General features: G+C 70.9%; 17 protein-coding genes and 1 tRNA gene. 9 read left to right on the plus strand and 9 right to left on the minus strand.

Translation table 11 applies throughout. From position 1 onward, the window contains the following. Nucleotides 1-116: 116 nt before the first annotated feature. The 5 genes from STRNI_RS24880 to STRNI_RS24900 all read right to left on the minus strand — a co-directional run bounded on the left by STRNI_RS24880 (nt 117) and on the right by STRNI_RS24900 (nt 5,102). Complete coding sequence (locus STRNI_RS24880; RefSeq protein ID WP_277412029.1) at nt 117-413, minus strand: hypothetical protein; 297 nt, start codon at nt 411-413, stop codon at nt 117-119. 153 nt (nt 414-566) lie between these two features. After that, nucleotides 567-1,400 carry an S-methyl-5'-thioadenosine phosphorylase gene (locus tag STRNI_RS24885; protein WP_277412030.1) on the minus strand — a complete coding sequence of 278 codons (834 nt, stop codon included), beginning with the start codon at nt 1,398-1,400 and terminating at the stop codon, nt 567-569. Between the two features lie 112 nt (nt 1,401-1,512). After that, nucleotides 1,513-1,851 carry an FmdB family zinc ribbon protein gene (locus STRNI_RS24890; protein WP_018091140.1) on the minus strand — a complete coding sequence of 113 codons (339 nt, stop codon included), beginning with the start codon at nt 1,849-1,851 and terminating at the stop codon, nt 1,513-1,515. Nucleotides 1,852-1,963: 112 nt separating this feature from the next. Then, complete coding sequence (locus STRNI_RS24895) at nt 1,964-3,265, minus strand: MFS transporter (RefSeq protein ID WP_093639562.1); 1,302 nt, start codon at nt 3,263-3,265, stop codon at nt 1,964-1,966. A 316-nt stretch (nt 3,266-3,581) separates the two neighbouring features. Then, nucleotides 3,582-5,102, minus strand: a complete 1,521-nt coding sequence (locus tag STRNI_RS24900; RefSeq protein ID WP_266445674.1) for a potassium/proton antiporter — start codon at nt 5,100-5,102, stop codon at nt 3,582-3,584. Between the two features lie 182 nt (nt 5,103-5,284). Between STRNI_RS24900 and STRNI_RS24905 the strand changes: the two genes are divergently transcribed. Then, nucleotides 5,285-8,008 carry a penicillin acylase family protein gene (locus tag STRNI_RS24905; RefSeq protein ID WP_148590775.1) on the plus strand — a complete coding sequence of 908 codons (2,724 nt, stop codon included), beginning with the start codon at nt 5,285-5,287 and terminating at the stop codon, nt 8,006-8,008. Between the two features lie 119 nt (nt 8,009-8,127). Here the strand turns inward: STRNI_RS24905 and STRNI_RS24910 are convergent, their stop codons facing one another. Then, nucleotides 8,128-8,703, minus strand: a complete 576-nt coding sequence (locus tag STRNI_RS24910) for a 5-formyltetrahydrofolate cyclo-ligase (protein ID WP_277412031.1) — start codon at nt 8,701-8,703, stop codon at nt 8,128-8,130. 144 nt (nt 8,704-8,847) lie between these two features. Here STRNI_RS24910 and galU point away from each other — a divergent pair, with 144 nt between their 5' ends. From galU to STRNI_RS24945, 7 genes are all read left to right on the plus strand, one after another. Beyond that, nucleotides 8,848-9,750 (plus strand): UTP--glucose-1-phosphate uridylyltransferase GalU, encoded by a 903-nt coding sequence (gene galU, locus STRNI_RS24915; protein ID WP_018091134.1) that lies wholly within the window; start codon nt 8,848-8,850, stop codon nt 9,748-9,750. 4 nt (nt 9,751-9,754) lie between these two features. Further along, on the plus strand, nt 9,755-11,071 hold the full coding sequence (gene glp, locus STRNI_RS24920; RefSeq protein ID WP_277412032.1) for a molybdotransferase-like divisome protein Glp: 1,317 nt from the start codon (nt 9,755-9,757) through the stop codon (nt 11,069-11,071). Between the two features lie 60 nt (nt 11,072-11,131). Then, nucleotides 11,132-11,614: a cyclic pyranopterin monophosphate synthase MoaC gene (gene moaC, locus STRNI_RS24925; protein ID WP_148590773.1), complete on the plus strand. Its 483-nt coding sequence runs from the start codon at nt 11,132-11,134 to the stop codon at nt 11,612-11,614. Beyond that, on the plus strand, nt 11,611-12,114 hold the full coding sequence (locus STRNI_RS24930) for a MogA/MoaB family molybdenum cofactor biosynthesis protein (RefSeq protein ID WP_277412033.1): 504 nt from the start codon (nt 11,611-11,613) through the stop codon (nt 12,112-12,114). The genes moaC and STRNI_RS24930 overlap by 4 nt, the downstream gene beginning before the upstream one ends. Before the next feature lie 14 nt (nt 12,115-12,128). Beyond that, on the plus strand, nt 12,129-12,743 hold the full coding sequence (locus STRNI_RS24935; RefSeq protein WP_018091130.1) for a GNAT family N-acetyltransferase: 615 nt from the start codon (nt 12,129-12,131) through the stop codon (nt 12,741-12,743). A gap of 151 nt (nt 12,744-12,894) precedes the next feature. Continuing rightward, complete coding sequence (gene sepX / locus STRNI_RS24940) at nt 12,895-13,941, plus strand: divisome protein SepX/GlpR (protein WP_277412034.1); 1,047 nt, start codon at nt 12,895-12,897, stop codon at nt 13,939-13,941. A gap of 75 nt (nt 13,942-14,016) precedes the next feature. Beyond that, nucleotides 14,017-14,089: transfer RNA gene (locus STRNI_RS24945), tRNA-Ala, on the plus strand. 254 nt (nt 14,090-14,343) lie between these two features. Here STRNI_RS24945 and STRNI_RS24950 read toward each other — a convergent pair. Beyond that, nucleotides 14,344-16,143 (minus strand): hypothetical protein, encoded by a 1,800-nt coding sequence (locus STRNI_RS24950; protein WP_277412035.1) that lies wholly within the window; start codon nt 16,141-16,143, stop codon nt 14,344-14,346. Then, the gene (locus tag STRNI_RS24955) at nt 16,140-17,069 is read right to left on the minus strand and encodes a hypothetical protein (protein WP_277412036.1); all 930 of its coding nucleotides are present in this window, start codon (nt 17,067-17,069) and stop codon (nt 16,140-16,142) included. The genes STRNI_RS24950 and STRNI_RS24955 overlap by 4 nt, the downstream gene beginning before the upstream one ends. A gap of 72 nt (nt 17,070-17,141) precedes the next feature. On the opposite strand from STRNI_RS24955, the gene STRNI_RS24960 reads away from it, so the two are divergent. Then, complete coding sequence (locus STRNI_RS24960; protein ID WP_277412037.1) at nt 17,142-17,459, plus strand: helix-turn-helix domain-containing protein; 318 nt, start codon at nt 17,142-17,144, stop codon at nt 17,457-17,459. A gap of 207 nt (nt 17,460-17,666) precedes the next feature. Here STRNI_RS24960 and STRNI_RS24965 read toward each other — a convergent pair whose 3' ends face one another. Next, entirely contained in the window at nt 17,667-18,170 is a 504-nt protein-coding gene (locus STRNI_RS24965; protein WP_277412038.1) for a hypothetical protein, read from the minus strand. Between the last annotated feature and the right edge of the window lie 239 nt (nt 18,171-18,409).

The raw sequence follows: 18,409 nt of genomic DNA on the forward strand, positions 1-18,409 counted from the left end.
GGATACCGCGGTACCGGTGCGGTGGGCGCGCCCCCATTGGCGCGCGGCGGGTGCCCCGCCATTCGCAGCAGTCTCGCGTGGGGTGGGAGCAGATGCCACTTGATCTTGGGGCATGGTCACCGCCCTCCCGGTGCCGTTGCCGACGGGCAGCCGGGGGCGGGAGCATCTCGTACGGCGCCGTACGACGCCCCGCCGGCCAGTGCCGCGGCGGTCATCGCCAGGCCGGCGGCCAGTAAGCGCTGTCGCGCGGTCCGTCCCCACCGGTGCCGGCCGCCGCCGGCCCGCACCGGCGGGAAGTGCGGCACTTCACACGGCGGGGGAGCGGGGAGCGGTGGGGAGAGAAGGTCGGGGCCGGCGAGGTCGGAGGCATCGGCGAGGTCAGCGACAAGGGGTGCGGGCGAGGTGCGGAGCATGGTGGTACCGCCTGTGGGGTGGTGAGGTCGGGTGAACCGCGGATCACCACCGTGCCGCACGACCCCGCCCGCCCGCTCCGGGCTGTGGACGACCCCGCCTCTGTGGACAACCCGGCCACCCGGGAGGGGGAGGCCGAGTGCGTCGTCGGGGTGTTACGGCAGCTCGATGCCCAGGTCCCAGCCGGCGTGGACACCGGTGCACAGGCAGTCGCGGGCGGCGTTGTCGGGGAGGCCGGCGATCGCGTCGAAGAGGACCTCGCGCAGCCGGCCGACGTTCTCGGCGAAGACCCGGAAGACCTCCTCGTGGGAGACGCCCTCACCGGTCTCGGTGCCCGCGTCCAGGTCGGTGACCAGGGTCAACGAGGTGTAGCAGAGGCTCAGTTCGCGGGCCAGGACGGCCTCGGGGTGGCCGGTCATGCCGACCACCGACCAGCCCTGTGCGGCATGCCAGCGCGATTCGGCGCGGGTCGAGAAGCGGGGGCCCTCGACGACGACGAGGGTGCCGCCGTCGACCGGCTCCCAGTCCCGGCCGCGGGCCGCCGAAAGGGCGGCCCGGCGCCCGGTGGGGCAGTACGGGTCGGCGAAGGCCAGATGGACGACGTTGGGCACGCTCCCGTCGGGGAGGGGCTCGCCGTCGAAGTAGGTCTGGGCGCGGGCCTTGGTGCGGTCGACGAGCTGGTCGGGGACCAGGAGGGTGCCGGGGCCGTATTCGGGGCGCAGTCCGCCGACCGCGCACGGGCCGAGGACCTGGCGTACACCGAGCGAGTGCAGGGCCCACAGGTTGGCGCGGTAGTTGATGCGGTGCGGCGGCAGATGGTGGCCGCGGCCGTGCCGGGGCAGGAACGCGACCTGGCGGCCGGCGACCTCTCCCACGAACAGCGAGTCGCTCGGGCGCCCGTACGGGGTGTCCACTGTGATATCGGTCACGTCGTCGAGGAAGGAGTAGAACCCCGATCCGCCGATAACGCCAATCTCCGCGTCAGCCATGCCGGTCACACTATCGGGGCGCGGCGGCGGGAGGAGGGCGGGTGACGGAGAAAGGGAGCCGTGACGCAGCGGACCCCGCCGTCGGTGACGGCGGGGTCCGGAGAAGTGCGGGTCAGGCGGCGGAGCTGGTGCCCGAGGTGCTGCCGGCGGACGAGGAGGCGGCCGGGGTGGAGGGCTTGCTGTCGGAGCTGCCGGACGAGGAGCCCGACGAGTCCGAGGAGGACGTCGTGCCCGACGAGGAGGAGCTCTTCGCGGGGCTGCTGCTGGACGACGAGCCGCGGCTGTCGTTGCGGTAGAAGCCGGAGCCCTTGAAGACGATGCCGACCGCGGAGAACACCTTCTTGAGGCGTCCGTTGCAGGCGGGGCACTCCGTGAGCGCGTCGTCGGTGAACTTCTGCACCGCCTCGAGGCCCTCGCCGCACTCGGTGCACTGGTACTGGTAGGTCGGCACTAGTCTTCCTCCTGGCACTCTCACTCGATGAGTGCTAACGACGCTCCATATTGCAGTATTCCCGCCCGCCAGTCCACCGTGACCGGCGGACGGTGACCGACTCCACGCTCGGTCAGGCGCGCGCCAGCTCCCGTTCCCGGTCGTCGGAAACGGCCGGGACCCGGTCGTCGGCGCCGTGCGCCGGGGCGTCGGCGGCCCCGGCCGAGGAGCGCGGCAGAAGGTGGGCGCGGAGCGTCAGCAGCACCGTCAGGGCCAGCGCCGTACCGGCCAGCGGCACCAGGAATCCGGTGCTCGGCCCGAAGCCGTCCGCCAGCTGGCCGGCGGAGGTGGCTGCGGCCGCCTGGCCCAGTGCGACCGCACCGGTCAGCCAGGTGAACGCCTCGGTGCGGGCGGCGGCCGGCACCAGCGACTCCACCAGCGTGTAGCCGGTGATCAGGGCCGGGGCGATGCACAGGCCGACGACCAGGCCGACGGCGCCCAGCAGCGGCACCGCGGTGACCGCCCACAGCGGGGTGGTGGCCAGCGCCAGCAGCCCGTAGGCGACCAGCAGCCGGCGCCGCGGGCCGACCTTCCAGGCGAGGGCGCCACAGGCGATACCGGCGAGCATGTTGCCGCCCGCGAAGATCCCGTAGAGCACGCCGTTGATGCCGGGCTGCCCGATGTGCTGGGTGAACGCCGTCAGCGAGACCTGCATACCGCCGAAGACGGCGCCGATGCCGAGGAACGCCACGATCAGGACGCGTACGCCGGGCACCGACAGCGCCGAGACGCGCGGCAGGTCGCCGGCCTGCGTCCGGTGCACGGCCGGCTGGCTGCGCCGCTGCGCGGCGAACAGCAGCCCGCCGGCCAGGGTCAGGGCGGCCTCGGCGACCAGCCCGGCCGCCGGGTGGATGCCGGTGCACAGCGCGGTCGCCAGCACCGGGCCGACCACGAAGGTGAACTCGTCGGTCACCGACTCGAAGGCGGCGGCCGTCGGCATCAGCGGGCTGCCGCCGAGCCGGGCGGCCCAGCGGGCCCGCACCATCGGGCCGACCTGCGGCGTCGAGGCGCCCGTGGGGACCGCCACCGCGAACAGCGCCCACAGGGGGGCGTGCGCGAGGGCCAGGGTGATCAGCGCCGCGACACCGGCGACATGCACCAGGACGCCGGGGATCAGCACCGCGCGCTGGCCGAAGCGGTCGGCGAGTTTGCCGCTCTGCGGGGCGAACAGGGCCATCGAGACACCGGTCGCGGCGGACACCGCGCCCGCGGTGCCGTACGAGCCGGTGGTGGATTCGACGAGCAGCACGATGCCGATCGTCAGCATGGCGAAGGGCTGCCGGGCCAGAAAGCCGGGCAGCAGGAATGTCCAAGCACCAGGGGTGCGGAGCAGTGGTCCGTATCCGGAACGGGAGTCCTTGACCGCGGATGCCACGGCCGGGCCTTTCTGCCGCCTGGTAGCGCCACCCGCGAGGTCGTCACGGGTACGCGCCGAGAGCTGTCCTCTCGCGCAGGACCGAGTGATACCGCGTGGTCCGCACCGGGGAAGGTGGCTCTGCGTGGCGCAGGGGACCGCGGCCGCCGAGCGGTCGCGCCAGCTCTGCATCAGGCAGAGTTGGTTCGTCGATGTGCCTCTTCATACTACAGGCCGCGGCGCGTGAAGCCCTGGGATTGGTCAGGGCTTCACGCGGAATTCCTTGGGATCCGTGGAGAGATGCAGCACATTTCCCGGCCCCGGGTGCGGCGGGACGTCAGCGGTGGCGGTGGCCGCGCCCCGCGGCGGGGCCGCCGGTGCCCAGCCAGCCGGCCAGCTTGCCGCCCTGGGAGACCGCCTGCAGCCGCTTCTCGGCCGCGTCGCGCACCGGGTCGGTGGCGACCACCAGCAGCTCGTCGCCGCGCCGCAGCACCGTGGAGGGCGAGGGCACGAAGCTGGAGCCGTCCCGTACGACGAGGGTGACCGCGGCGCCCGCGGGCATCCGCAGCTCGCCGACCTCGACACCGTGCATACGGGACGTCGTGCCGACGGACATGGACAGCAGATGGCCGCGCAGCCGCTCCAGGGGCGCCGACTCGATGCCCAGGTCGGCGGCCTCCTCGTCCTCGCCCAGCCGCAGCCGCTTGGCCAGCCAGGGCAGCGTCGGCCCCTGGATGAGGGTGTAGACCACGACCAGGACGAAGACGATGTTGAAGACCCGTTGGCTGCCGGGCACATCGCCCACCATCGGGATGGTGGCCAGCACAATCGGTACCGCGCCGCGCAGCCCGGCCCACGACAGCAGGGTCTTCTCCCGCCACGGCACCCGGAACGGCAGCAGCGCCACGAACACGGACGTCGGCCGGGCCACCAGCGTCAGGATCATGCCGATCACCAGTGCCGGGACGATGTCGGCGATCAGGTTGTGCGGGGTCACCAGCAGGCCCAGCAGGACGAACATGCCGATCTGGCCGAGCCAGCCGAGGCCCTCGGCGAAGCCGCGGGTGGCCGGTGCGTGCGGGAGTTTGGCGTTGCCGAGGATCACCGCGGCCAGGTAGACGGCGAGGAAGCCGGAGCCGTGCGCCAGGGCGCCGGCCGCGTAGGCGGAGACCGCGATGGCCATGACGGCGATCGGGTACAGACCGGACGCGGGCAGCGCCACATGCCGCATGCCGTACGCGCCGAGCCAGCCGATGGCCAGTCCGATGGCGGCGCCGATCGCCAGCTCCAGCGCGATCTCGCCGAGGAGGGTGTACCAGTGCTCGACCGGCCCCGACGTGGAGAACGCGACGACGAGGATGACCACCGGGGCGTCGTTGAAGCCGGATTCGGCTTCCAGTACGCCGGTCAGGCGAGCCGGCAGCGGCACACTGCGCAGCACGGAGAAGACGGCCGCGGCGTCCGTGGAGGACACCACGGCGCCGATCAGCAGCGCCTGGCGCCAGTCGAGTCCGGCCAGATAGTGCGCTCCGGCCGCGGTGACCCCCACGCTCACCGCGACGCCGACCGTCGAGAGCGCCGCCGCCCGGGGCAGCGCCGGTTTGATCTCTTTCCACTTGGTGCCCAGGCCGCCCTCGGCGAGGATCACGACCAGCGCGGCATAGCCGAGGAGTTGGGTCAGCTCGGCGTTGTCGAAGACGACGCCGCCGGGCCCGTCCTGGCCTATGGCGACGCCTATCCCCAGGTAGATGAGCAGGCTGGGGAGCCCGCTGCGCGAGGAGAGCCGTACCGCGGCGACCGCAATGAGCAGTACGAGCGAGCAGATCAGCAGGAGTTCGTTGAGATGGTCGACAGTCAGGAGCTGATCCTTCCTCGCACGGGTTCCGGGGCGGGCTTTCCTTACCGTATCTAGTTACTGAGACTAACAATTTACCATTGCTTGAAGGTTGGATGTGCTGGTGGTGACTCCGCGTAGGGGTCGCCGAACCCGTGCGCCTATGGTTGCTCCAGCACTCCCACCCTGCCCCTCGAAGGACAGAGATGCCCGCCAACAAGTCCGGCCCAGTCCCCAGGAAGAAGAAGGGGCGGCGCGGCCGTCTCGTCGCGATCACGGTCGTGCTGCTGCTCGTGGCGGGCATCGGCTTCGGCGCGTTCTGGGGCGTCAGTACCGTTCGTGCGTCGTTCCCGCAGACCACGGGCTCGCTCAAACTCCCGGGTCTGACCAACCCGGTGGACGTCACCCGCGACGCCCACGGCATTCCGCAGATCTACGCCGACACCGACGAAGACCTCTTCCGCGCCCAGGGATACGTCCAGGCCCAGGACCGCTTCTGGGAGATGGACGTACGGCGGCACATGACCGCCGGCCGCCTCTCGGAGATGTTCGGCAAGAGCGAGGTCAAGACCGACTCGTTCCTGCGCACGCTTGGCTGGCGCGACGTGGCGCAGAAGGAGTACGACACCAAGCTGTCGCCCAGCACCAAGAAGTACCTCCAGTCCTACTCCGCGGGAGTCAACGCCTACCTCAAGGACCACGAGGGCTCGGCGCTGTCCCTGGAGTACGCGGCGCTGGACTTCGAGAACGACTACAAGCCCGAGAAGTGGACGCCGGTCGACTCGGTGGCCTGGCTCAAGGCGATGGCCTGGGACCTGCGCGGCAACATGCAGGAGGAGATCGACCGCTCCCTGATGACCAGCCGCTTCACCCCCGCGCAGATCGCCCAGCTCTACCCGGCATACCCGTACAAGCGGAACAAGCCGATCGTCGAGGGCGGTGCGGTCGACCCCGCCTCCAAGGAGTTCAAGCCCGGCGGTTCGGCGAACGCCGCCCCGGCCGGCCCCGGCGGGGCCACCGCGGGCCTGCAGTCGCAGCTGTCCTCGCTGTCCAAGACGCTGGACAAGGTCCCGGCGCTGCTCGGCCCCAACGGCAACGGCATCGGCTCCAACTCCTGGGTCGTCTCCGGCGCGCACACGACCACCGGCAAGCCGCTGCTCGCCAACGACCCGCACCTGGCACCGCAGATGCCCTCGCTCTGGTACCAGATGGGCCTGCACTGCCGCACCACGAGCCCCAAGTGCAACTACGACGCCTCCGGATTCACCTTCTCCGGTATGCCCGGCGTCGTCATCGGCCACAACCAGGACATCTCCTGGGGCATGACCAACCTCGGCGCGGACGTCACCGACCTGTACCTGGAGAAGGTCAACGCCGACGGATACTTCTACGACAACAAGCAGCGGCCCTTCATAACCCGCAAGGAGACCATCAAGGTCGCCGGCGGCGAGAGCCACGAGATCACCGTCCGGTCCACCAAGAACGGGCCGATCGTCTCCGACCGCGACGACGAACTGGCCGATGTCGGCAAGGACGCCCCGGTCGGCAACGCCGCCCCGGACCGCGGTGACGGCTACGGCGTATCGCTGCGCTGGACCGCGCTGGACCCCGGCAAGTCCATGGACGCCGTCTTCGAACTCAACCGCGCCAAGGACTGGAACGACTTCCGCAAGGCCGCCGCGCACTTCGAGGTCCCGTCCCAGAACCTGATCTACGCCGACACCAAGGGCAACATCGGCTACCAGGCCCCGGGCCGGATCCCCGTCCGCGGCAAGGGCGACGGCCAGTTCGACGGCACCTACCCGGCGCCCGGCTGGAACCCGAAGTACCAGTGGACCGGCTACATCCCGCAGAAGGCCCTGCCGTACGAGTACAACCCCAAGCGCGGCTACATCGTCACCGCCAACCAGGCCGTCGTCGACGAGAAGTACCCCTACCTCCTCACCAAGGACTGGGGCTACGGCTCCCGCAGCCAGCGGATCAACGACCTGATCGAGTCGAAGATCAAGGACGGCAGCAAGGTCTCCACCGACGACATGCAGACCTTCCAGAAGGACAACAGCAGCGAGATCGCACGGCTGCTGACGCCCTACCTGACGAAGATCGACATCAAGGACAAGTACGTCCGCGACGCCCAGCAGCTGCTGGAGGGCTGGGACTTCACCCAGGAGCCCGACTCCGCCGCGGCCGCCTACTTCAACGCCGTCTGGCGCAACACCCTCAAGCTCGCCTTCGGCAACAAGATGCCCAAGGAAGTGCGCCCCGACGGGCAGTGCCTCACCGTCCGCCCGGCCGACGAGACCGGCCCCGCCGACGAGAACGACAAGTACATCCGCGAATGCGGCGAGCGGGCCGGTGACTCCGCCCAGCCCGACGGCGGCGACCGCTGGTACGAGGTCGTCCGCACCATCCTCGACGACCCGGACAACGCCTGGTGGAAGACCGAGGACCGGCCCAACCGCCCCGGTGACAAGAACCGCGACCAGCTCCTGGCACACGCCATGAAGGACGCGCGCTTCGAGCTGACCTCCAAGCTGGGCAAGAACATCGACAACTGGAGCTGGGGACGGCTGCACCAGATGTTCCTGAAGAACCAGACCCTGGGCACCGATGGGCCCGGCATCCTGCAGGGGCTGTTCAACCGTGGCCCCTGGAACGTCGGCGGCGGCGAGGCCGCGGTCGACGCCACCGGCTGGAACGCCGCCGGCGGCTACAAGGTCACCTGGGTCCCGTCGATGCGGATGGTCGTCAACCTCGCCGACCTCGACAAGTCCCGCTGGATCAACCTCACCGGCGCCTCCGGCCACGCCTACGACGCGCACTACTACGACCAGACCGACAAGTGGGCCAAGGGCGACCTGCTGCCCTGGGCGTACAGCGAGCAGGCCGTCAAGAAGGCGGGCAAGGACACGCTGACGCTGTCGCCGTAGGGGCGGGCGGCGCGCACGCCGCCACCTGGTGATCGCTTAGCCGTCGGGCGGGCCGGAGGATTCCGGTCCGCCCGACGGCTTTCCGGCTCCGCGGGGCCGCCCGCCCGTCCACGGGCGCCTCAGTCCTCCGGACGCTCTCCCGGCTCCGTGAACCGGTGCACCCCCGACGGGGTCACCGCGGCATGCACATGCCGGTCGTGCGCCTCGCCCGGCACCTCCGCCAGCACCTCCGCGTCGTACAGCAGCACCACCAGCGACGCCCGCGCACCGGCCCGCTCCAGCCGCGACAGCACCCGGTCGTAGGAGCCGCCGCCGCGCCCCAGCCGCAGCCCGCTGCGGTCCACCGCGAGCCCCGGCAGCAGCACCACGTCCGCCTCCGTGACGGCCTCCGGGCCCAGCCGCTGCCCGTCCGGCTCCAGCAGCCCGCGGCCCGCCCGTACGAGCCCCTCCGCGCCCTCGTAGAGCGCCCAGTCCAGATCGTTGTCGGCCAGCAGTACGGGCAGCAGCACCCGCACCCCGGCCGCCCGCAGCAGGTCGAGCAGGGCGCGGGTGGAGGGCTCGCCGCCCATCGAGACATAGGCGGCGACGGTCGGCAGCGCCTCGGGCAGCGGGGCGAGTGGCCACACCAACTCGTCCAGCTCCAGGGCACGTCGGGCCAGCGCCTCGCCCGTCGCCGCGACGACATCCGGCGGCAACGCTCTCCTTACCTCCAGGAGATCCCGCCGCAACCTGCGCTTTCTATCGTGCTCAATGCTCACTGTGCGCCCTTGCTCCCGCTCTCGTGCTCTATTCACCGGTCCCTCATCATCGTTCCGATAGGGCCGGTTATGGTGTCGCGCATGACCGCATCGCACACACGGATCAGCAAGGCTGTCATCCCAGCAGCCGGCCTCGGCACCAGGTTTCTCCCCGCCACCAAGGCCACACCCAAGGAGATGCTCCCGGTAGTCGACAAGCCCGCCATCCAGTACGTGGTGGAGGAGGCGGCCGCCGCCGGGCTCTCCGACGTCCTGATGGTGACCGGCCGCAACAAGCGCCCCCTTGAGGACCACTTCGACCGTAATTACGAACTCGAAGAGGCGCTGCACCGCAAGGGCGACGAGTCCCGGCTCGCCAAGGTGCAGGAGTCCAGTGACCTGGCGACCATGCACTACGTACGCCAGGGCGACCCCAGGGGCCTGGGCCACGCGGTGCTGTGTGCCGCACCCCACGTGGGCGACCAGCCCTTCGCGGTCCTCCTCGGCGACGACCTGATCGACCCCCGCGACCCGCTGCTGCAGCGCATGGTCGAGATACAGGAGCAGTACGGCGGCTCCGTCATCGCCCTGATGGAGGTCGACCCGGCGCAGATCCACCTCTACGGCTGCGCGGCGGCCGCCCCGACCGGCGACGACGACGTCGTGGCCGTCTCCGACCTGGTCGAGAAGCCCGACCCGGCCGAGGCCCCCAGCAACCTCGCCATCATCGGCCGCTACGTCCTCGACCCGGCCGTCTTCGAGGTGCTCCGCAAGACCGCCCCGGGCCGCGGCGGCGAGATCCAGCTCACCGACGCCCTCCAGGCGCTGGCCGCCGACCCCGCCCTCGGCGGCCCGGTGCACGGCGTGGTCTTCAAGGGCCGCCGCTATGACACCGGCGACCGCGGCGACTATCTGCGTGCCATTGTCCGACTGGCATGCGAACGTGAAGACCTGGGCCCGGACTTCCGGACCTGGCTTCGCAGTTACGTCACCGAGGAGATGTAAGACGTTGAACGGCACCACCGACCAGACCCGCCACCAGGACCGCGTCTGGTCGGTGGCCGAGCATCTCGACGACGTCCTGTCGAAGATCGACCCGCTGGACCCGATCGAGCTGCAACTCCTCGACGCCCAGGGCTGCGTCCTGGTCGAGGACATCACGGTCCCGGTCGCCCTGCCGCCCTTCGACAACAGCTCCATGGACGGCTACGCGGTCCGGGCCGCCGACGTCGCGGACGCCACGGAGAGCGCCCCGGCCGTCCTCACCGTCATCGGCGATGTCGCGGCGGGCAGCGGCGAGCTGCCCGGGATCGAGCCCGGCCAGGCCGTCCGCATCATGACCGGCGCCCCGATGCCGCCCGGCGCCGACGCCGTCGTCCCCGTCGAGTGGACCGACGGCGGCACGGGCCAGGGACCGGCCGCCACGATGCGCGCCCACAGCGCCGCCCCCCAGGACGCCGGCGGCGAGGTCCGCGTCCACCGCCCGGCCGCCGCCGGCGCCCATATCCGCGCCCGCGGCAGCGATGTCACCGAAGGCGAGCCGGCCCTGCGCGCGGGCACGGTCCTCGGCCCCTCCCAGATCGGCCTGCTCGCCGCCATCGGCCGCGGCACGGTCCGGGTCCACCCCCGCCCCCGCGTCGTGGTGCTGTCGACCGGCAGCGAACTGGTCCAGCCCGGCGAGGCGTTGGGGCCCGGCCAGATCCACGACTCCAACAGCTTCCAGCTCACCGCCGCCGCCCGCGACGCCGGAGCCATCGCCTACCGCGTCGGCGCCGTCGCCGACGACGCCGAGACCCTCCGCTCCACCCTGGAGGACCAGCTCATCCGGGCCGACATCCTCGTCACCAGCGGCGGCGTCAGCGTCGGCGCGTACGACGTCGTCAAGGAGACCCTGGCCGCGCTGTCCGCCGAGGAGGGCACGGTCGAGTTCCGCAGGCTGGCCATGCAGCCCGGCAAGCCCCAGGGCTTCGGCCTCATCGGCCCCGACCGCATCCCGCTCCTCGCCCTGCCCGGCAACCCCGTCAGCTCGTACGTCTCCTTCGAGCTGTTCGTCCGCCCGGCCATCCGCGCCCTCATGGGCCTGCCCGAGGTCCACCGCCCCACCACTCCCGCCAAGTGCACCGAGGCCGTGGCCTCCTCGCCCAAGGGGAAGCGCCAGTTCCTGCGCGGCTCCTACGACGCCGAGGCCGGCACGGTCACCCCCGTCGGCGGCGCCGGCTCCCACCTGATCAAAGCCATGGCGCACGCCAACGCGCTGATCATCGTCCCCGAGGACACCACCGAGGTCCCCGCGGGCGCGGAGGTGGACATCGTCCTGCTCGGATAGCCCGCTGCCGCCGGGGGTACGGTGTCGTCCCACAGGCGGCAGTTTGGTACCGGGAGAACGATGAGCAGCGGCCAGCAACACCTCACCCATCTCGACGCGGCGGGCGCGGCGCGGATGGTCGACGTCTCCGAGAAGGACGTCACCGCCCGCACCGCCCGAGCCCGTGGCCGCGTCCTGGTGTCAGCGCAGGTCATCGAGCTGCTGCGGGGCGAGGGCATGCCCAAGGGCGATGCCCTGGCCACCGCCCGGATCGCCGGCATCATGGGCGCCAAGCGCACCCCCGAGCTGATCCCGCTCTGCCACCCGCTGGCCGTCTCCGGCGTGACGGTGGACCTCTCCCTCACCGACGAGGCCGTCGAGATCACGGCCACGGTCAAAACCACCGACCGCACCGGCGTCGAGATGGAGGCCCTCACCGCCGTCTCCGTCGCCGCCCTCACCGTCGTCGACATGGTCAAGGCCGTCGACAAGGCCGCGGTGATCTCCGACATCCGCGTGGAGGAGAAAACCGGCGGAAAGTCCGGCGACTGGAGCCGGTCATGACACCCGCACGCGCCCTGGTCGTCACCGCCTCCAACCGCGCCGCGGCCGGCGTCTACGCCGACAAGGGCGGCCCGCTGCTCGCCGAGGGCCTGGCGGCCATGGGCTTCGTGGTCGACGGCCCGCAGGTGGTGCCCGACGGCGAGCCGGTGGAAGCAGCCCTCCGCGGCGCCGTCTCCTCCGCCCGCTACGCCGTCGTCCTCACCACCGGCGGTACGGGCCTCTCGCCCACCGACCGCACCCCCGAGGCCACCCGCCGGGTCCTGGACTACGAGGTCCCCGGCATCCCCGAGGCGATCCGCGCCGCCGGCCGTACGAAGGTCCCCACCGCCGCGCTCTCCCGCGGCCTGGCGGGCGTCGCCGGGACGACCCTGATCGTCAACCTCCCCGGCTCGTCCGGCGGCGTCCGCGACGGCCTCGCCGTCCTCGCAGACCTGCTGCCGCACGCCGTCGACCAGATCCGCGGCGGCGACCACCCCAGACCTTCCGGGAGCCCGAGCTGAACGCGCCCTGGCCGGTGGTCCTGACGGACGGTGAGGTCACCCTCCGCCCGATAAGGGTGCGCGACCAACGGGAATGGCGCGAGGTCAACCGCCGTAACCGCGACTGGCTGCGCCCCTGGGAAGCCACCATCCCGCCGCCCCCGCCCGGCCTCGCCCCGCCGCACCGTCCCACGTACCGTCAGATGGTCCGCCATCTCCGTGCCGAGGCGCACGCCGGCCGGATGCTGCCGTTCGTCGTCGAATACCGCGGCCGGCTCGTCGGCCAGCTGACGGTCGCGGGCATCGCCTGGGGCTCCATGTGCTCCGGCCATGTCGGTTACTGGGTCGACCAGGAAGTCGCCGGCCGCGGTGTCATTCCGACGGCCGTGGCGCTCGCCGTCGACCACTGCTTCCGGTCCGTGGGCCTGCACCGCATCGAGATCTGCATTCGCCCGGAGAACACCCCCAGCCGCCGGGTGGTCGAAAAGCTCGGTTTCCGCGAAGAAGGCATCCGCCCGCGCTACCTTCACATCGACGGCGCCTGGCGCGACCACGCCGTTTACGCCCTCACCGCGGAAGAGGTGCCCGAAGGCCTGCTCAACCGCTGGCGGCGAGGGAAACCCCGCACGCCGGGCGCACCCCACAAATAAAATGAATGTTCGAATCTATTCCCTGATTGACCGGATTGGCTGAGGTGCTGATCTCTACGATCACAAAAAAGTTCGAGATATCAGCCAGATCGTGCGACACACCGGCTCAATTGGCGGATGGCCCCACGCAAACCCCTCTACCGTGTGAGTTGTGAGAAGCAGCGGCCTCATCTACGCAGTCATCGTCGGGGCCTGGGCCGCCTACCTGGTGCCGATGTGGCTCCGTAGGCAGGACGAGCTCAACGAGGCCCGTCCGACCGAGCGCTTCAGCACCGCCATCCGGCTGCTGTCCGGACGTGCGGCCATGCAGCGCCGCTACGACAAGCGGCACGGGGAGTACCCCGCCGACGATGCGGGCGACGAAGCGGACCCGGACGCTCCGGCCGACGAGGCCGCCGCCCGGGACTTTGGCGATCCCGCTCCGGCGGACCCGGCCGAGGCCGTCCACACCCGGGTGCAGGCCACCCCGCCGCGCCCCTCCGCCGCCGAGCGGACCAAGCGCGCCAAGGTCCTCGCCCGCCGCCGGCGCACCATCACCATCCTGTTTCTCACCTTCACCGTCGGCGCCATCGTCGCCGCGGTAGGCGGTATCCCCTTCCTCTGGGCCCCTGCCCTTCCCGCCCTCCTCCTGACCGCGTACATCATTTACCTGCGCGCCCAGGAGCGGCGGCGCTTCACCTTCACCATGGACCGGCGCAAGGCGGAGGCGGCGGCCCAGCGACTGCGGGAGGGCAGGCGCCGCCCTCAGCAGGCGGCCGACCAGCCGCCCGCCGACGAGCACCCGGTCGACGCCCGCGCTGACGCCCCGGCCGACGCCGCCCCGGAACCGCCCCGCCCCGCGACCCCCGCCCACACCGCGGGCCGCCGCGCCCTGGTCGAGGAGACCGACCACGCCGAGTGGGTCGACCAGCAGCGCGAGCGCGAGCGTCCGAGCCCCGCCGCCGGCAGCTGGGAGCCGGTCCCGGTCCCCCTGCCCACCTACGTCACCGCCCCGGTCGCCCCGCGCGCCACCAGCCATGTCGACCTGGACGCCGACGACGCCTGGAGCTCCGCCCGCTCCAGCGCCGCCCCCGACCACCCCCAGCCCGACACGCCCTCGCAGGACCGCCCCACCCACCCCGGCCGCCGCACCCGCGGCCGCACCCCCCTCTTCGACCAGTACGAGGACGAGGACCGCCCACGCGCGGCGAACGAGTGACGGCCCTCCGCTGACCAGCACCGGAAGCGATTTCCGAGCACCGCGACCGAGATGCTAGAGTTTCACTCGTCGCAAGGGCCTGTGGCGCAGCTGGTAGCGCACCTCGTTCGCAACGAGGGGGTCAGGGGTTCGAATCCCCTCAGGTCCACAGCAGAGCTGTTCTTGAGTTAGCTCAGGGAGAGTTCATGAGATCCCGTCCGATCCGTTGATCGGGCGGGATTTCTGCATTCTGAGGCGCTGTTCGAGGCGAGATCCGAACTCGGATGGCGTGTGGAGCGGGTTCTCGGTGGTACGCGGTGGTGGTTCTGAGTGGTCCGGTGTGCGGAGGGCATGCCGCGGCGCCTGCGGGCCGGGGCCGGCAGGCGCTGGGGAGGTTCATTCAGGATCGGGGCCTTGCGGAGTTCAGCGGGGTGGCGGGATGCCGTTGGCGGCTGGAGGTGTCGGCACGATGCCGTCGGTTTTGGGGCAGGTGTCCTCGTCTGTGGGTGCGGGTTGGGTGCCGGTGGTGAGGTGCCAGCTGTAGATGATCTGCAGGTTGAGGGTGCAGATCATGAGGGCGACGAGGATGGTCTGGGCGACTCTGCCGTGCGCGAGGCGTTTCTCGGGGCGGGAGATGTCGATGCGGTGGCTCTTGGCGCGGCCGTTGAGTCCTTCGTTGTTGGCGCGGATGGGCTTGAAGGCGTCGTGCCAGGAGGGGCTGAGGTAGCGGAGGTCCTGGCGGTATTTGTCCCGCTGGCCGAGGTCGCCGGGGTGGATGGTGATGGTCGGCTTCTGGCAGATGCGTGGCAGCTGGTTCTTGGGCAGGGGCCGCAGGCGTTCTGCCGGGTCGATGGGGACGGTGGGCTTGGCTGCGGGGTGGGCGGCGGTGGAACGCGCAGAGGTGAGGTCCACCACGGTTCGGCGAGGTGCGGGTCCGTTGCTGTGCTGGAAGCGGGGGCAGTTGACCGAGGGCGAGGGGCCGGCGGCCGGGCATTGCAGCCTGATGGTGCCGTGAGGGTCGGTTGCCTGCTTGAGCTTGAGGAAGAAGGGCTCGCGGCCTGCGATGAGTTCGCGCAGGTCGTCGGTAGAGGTGCGTACGGCTTTGTCGTCCAGGTCGGTGGTGGCTTGGGCCAGGGCTGTGGGCATGGCGGGGCAGGCGAGGGAGCCGTCGACGAGGATGGCGCCTTGGTGAGTGCCCTGGATGCCTCGTTCGTCACGTTTGTAGTCGAGGGCCAGCTTGTAGCCGAGGCGGCGGACGGGCCCTGCGAAGTGACCCGTCTTTTGGGCGGTGTAGGCGCGGTCGGCGGCCAGGATCCCGGTGGGCAGGCCAAGACCAAGGCCGTCCAGGGCGCTGAGGGTGTGGACGGCGTTGGAGCCGATGCGTTTGCCGGGGGTGTCCAGGACCAACCCCAGGGCCAGTTGGGGGTGGGTGCTGCTCCGTGTCCCCGCGTGCGAGAAGCCGGTTGGGTGGCGGCGGCTTGCGGCCATCAGGAGTGTGGCGCTGTGGCCGAAGATCCCTTTGTCCGCGCCGCCGCTGAAATGCCAGCCTGCGGTGATGTCGAGGGAGGCCAAGTCGCGGCGTTCGATGGGCTCGTCGTGCCAGGACGGGAGCGAGGTGGTGTCGAAGCCGACGTCGCCCTTCCAGCCCTTGAGAAGACCGCGGCGGTGGGCGAGGCGGACGGTGACCAGGATCAGGCGGTCGCTGATCTGCTGCAGTACCTCGCGCCGACGCAGGCGTTCCGGGTGGTCGTCTTCCCAGGCCGCGGCGTGTCGGGCGGCTTCATGCAGGGGCAGGCGGCGCCGGCGGTCACATCGGTGCGGGTCGAGCGTGGTGGTCAGCCGATCGAAGGCGCGGTAGACGCGGCGGGTGAAAGCGATGCGGGCATGAGCGTCACGGAGGTCGGTGTCCTTCACGCCGAGCCAGCCCTGGGCGGTGGGCGTCAGCTCGTCGAGCAGGACCCGGTAGGCATCGGCCAAGGTGGCGCTGGAGTGGTAGTGCAGCGACAGCAGCAATCCCCCCAGCACCGTCCGCAGGGGCATTCCGGCAGGGCCCGGACGGCCGGCCAGTTCAGCGTCGATGAGTTCGAGCACCCCAGAGGCGTGCAGAAGCGTGTCGAGCTGGCCGACTTTGGAGTCGGGGATCCGGGCCGGCGCGTCGGTGGCCGGGCGCGGTCGGCAGTGCCTGATCTTGTGGTGGTCCCGCCATGTGCGCGGGAAGGTCACTGGGTGGCGCCTCGCAGCAGGCGGGCGGCAGTCGTCTCATCCAGGGGCGGCACATGGTGTTCGTAGCGGGCCAGGGAGGCGGAGGAGCCGAGCCCTGCGGCTTTGGCGATCACGTCGTGGCCGAGCCGGGTCGTCATCAGCTGCACGATCCATGTCGCCCGCAGACGCCCCACCGACACCTGCGGCAGCCCGCCCGGGGGCCGGTGCTGCAGGGACCAGGAGCCGATCAGGTTCTTGGAGTAGGCCGCGGTGCGACGTGGCCGGAAGAGGTAACCGCCACCCGCGCTGCGGGCCAGCTCCTCCAGCACCTCCTCCCAGCCCGCCCGGACGGCAAGGGGGACCTCACGCGTGACGCCGGTGTGCAGCAGCGGCTCGTCCGTGCGGCGGCGCCGCAGGTGGCAGCCGCGGCTGGCCGCCACCTCCTTGGGCTGCAGTCCGCATCCCGCCCCGAGCGCGATGAGGGCCAGAGCATCCGAGCGCTGCTGCCCCTTCAGATGCACTGCCCACTGCCGCAGCCCCGCCAACTCCCCATCACCATAAGGGGAGTAGGGGTTGGCGACGCCGTGGAGACGAGCGGGGGTCGCTTCCCCACGCTGGCTCCAGGCCAGAGCATTGCGGATCCGCAGCAGCCACGTCCGGTAGGTCTGCACCGACGTCGGCTCCAGGTCAGCCGCCCGGGACAGGACGTAGGCGTCGATGACCTCGTTGCGCAGCCAGGTGTCAGGATCTCTGGCGAGCCCCGAGCCTTCGGCCCACAGCGCCAGGGACGCGGTGATGTGCAGCAAACGCTCCACGTCATAGGGCACCGCGCTGGCGACGGCGGTGACCACGGACCGCACCAGCGGCGCGACGTCCGCCCAGGCAGCCGGCGCCTGGCGAGGCCGGTAGCGAGTGATTTTCGCCGAGGTATCCGGATCAAGGATCACGGTCCATGCATACCGGCTGGACAAGCAGCCATTCCGTGCTCGATCGACTTCAACAGACAGGATGGTGTGCAAGTGGTCGGTGGACGCGCCCGCGCACGCTGCCCCCGGCAGCTGGCCGACGATCCGGAAGCCTGGACCGAACAACCCCTCGCCGACCCGGCGGCCGAGAGTGTCCGGTTCATCGCCCGCGCCCTCGCCCGCGCTCTTGCCGGGCAAGGCTTGAGCCTGCGGGCGGCCGCGGCTGGCTCCGGGGTCAACCGGCAGGCCATCGCCGACCTGCTGGCCGGACGGTCCTGGCCGGACGTGGCCACCGTCGCCCGCCTTGCCGCCTTCACGCGAGTGCACCTGTGGCCGGAGTCGCCCGGATGCTTCCGGAATGAAGATCATTGAGCCTCGATTCGCACCCGGATTCGCACGTTGGCGACCGGGCATGACAATTTCGCGGCTCCACGCCCCGTGCGGAGAGGACCTCTACTACGCTCGGGCATGCGAGAGCCACCTTGTAGGGGAACTCAAGCAACCGGCTCCGCCGAGCTGAACCCTCGGCGGTGCCAGCGCCGCCGCCGGTGCGGGTGTTCACCCGCACTGGCGGCCGTCTTAGGAATCTGCCGTGGTCGCCCCCTCTTCGGTGTCGGCCGGAGCGAGGCGGAACCAGGCAGTTGGGCCCTGGATGAGCAGCCCCTTCTTTGCCATGGCCTTCAAGCGCGAGCGAGTCGTCTCCACTCGGCTCTCTCCAATGGCAGGGACGATGTCCTGCAACCTCACCGCTCGGCCTGCCTGGGCCAGCAAGGCCAAGATGCGTTCCTGAGCCACCTCCAACGGCAGCTCTTCGAGCTCTGGCCCACCACCCTCAAAGCCAGCAGTCCCCTCCGGCCCATCGGGCTCGGACGGCACTGCATCAGCAGCGCCGGACGGTTGCGAGGACCCTGGCTCGCGGCTGCCGGCTCCAGGTTCGCGGCCGAGCAAGGACGCGGCAGTATCCCGAGTGATCGCCAGACGGGCGAGCCGTTCCTCTGCCTGCGCGACCTTGTCGCGAAGGGCAGCCAACTCGCCCCGAACGATGGCCTCTTCCTCATCCAGCCGCTCGAACAGCGAAGTCATCGCCTGCCCTTAATCCAGATCCCAGGACCGTGTAGGGAACCTCAGCCAGAACGCCAGAGCCCCGCCCACACCGTATGCCAGTCACGCAGAACCTCACAGACGGTGATCACCTATGCCCCCAAGCGACAACTACCCGACGCCTTGAGCCCGTTAATGGCCGAGACCGGACCACCGAAGATCATCGCGCTCATTGATGCCAGACCTTCCGGGACGTCCTCGGGCTGGAAGGTGCACGCTGA

The organism is Streptomyces nigrescens, from assembly GCF_027626975.1.
In the GTDB taxonomy this organism is placed as follows: domain Bacteria; phylum Actinomycetota; class Actinomycetes; order Streptomycetales; family Streptomycetaceae; genus Streptomyces; species Streptomyces nigrescens.

Bases quoted from the DNA above. Each gene is read 5' to 3' on its own strand.
- STRNI_RS24965 (WP_277412038.1), bottom strand. From the start codon at position 18,170: ATGACTTCGCTGTTCGAGCGGCTGGATGAGGAAGAGGCCATCGTTCGG.
- galU (WP_018091134.1), top strand. From the start codon at position 8,848: ATGACCGCATCGCACACACGGATCAGCAAGGCTGTCATCCCAGCAGCC.
- STRNI_RS24905 (WP_148590775.1), top strand. From the start codon at position 5,285: ATGCCCGCCAACAAGTCCGGCCCAGTCCCCAGGAAGAAGAAGGGGCGG.
- STRNI_RS24880 (WP_277412029.1), bottom strand. From the start codon at position 413: ATGCTCCGCACCTCGCCCGCACCCCTTGTCGCTGACCTCGCCGATGCC.
- STRNI_RS24885 (WP_277412030.1), bottom strand. From the start codon at position 1,400: ATGGCTGACGCGGAGATTGGCGTTATCGGCGGATCGGGGTTCTACTCC.
- moaC (WP_148590773.1), top strand. From the start codon at position 11,132: ATGAGCAGCGGCCAGCAACACCTCACCCATCTCGACGCGGCGGGCGCG.
- STRNI_RS24930 (WP_277412033.1), top strand. From the start codon at position 11,611: ATGACACCCGCACGCGCCCTGGTCGTCACCGCCTCCAACCGCGCCGCG.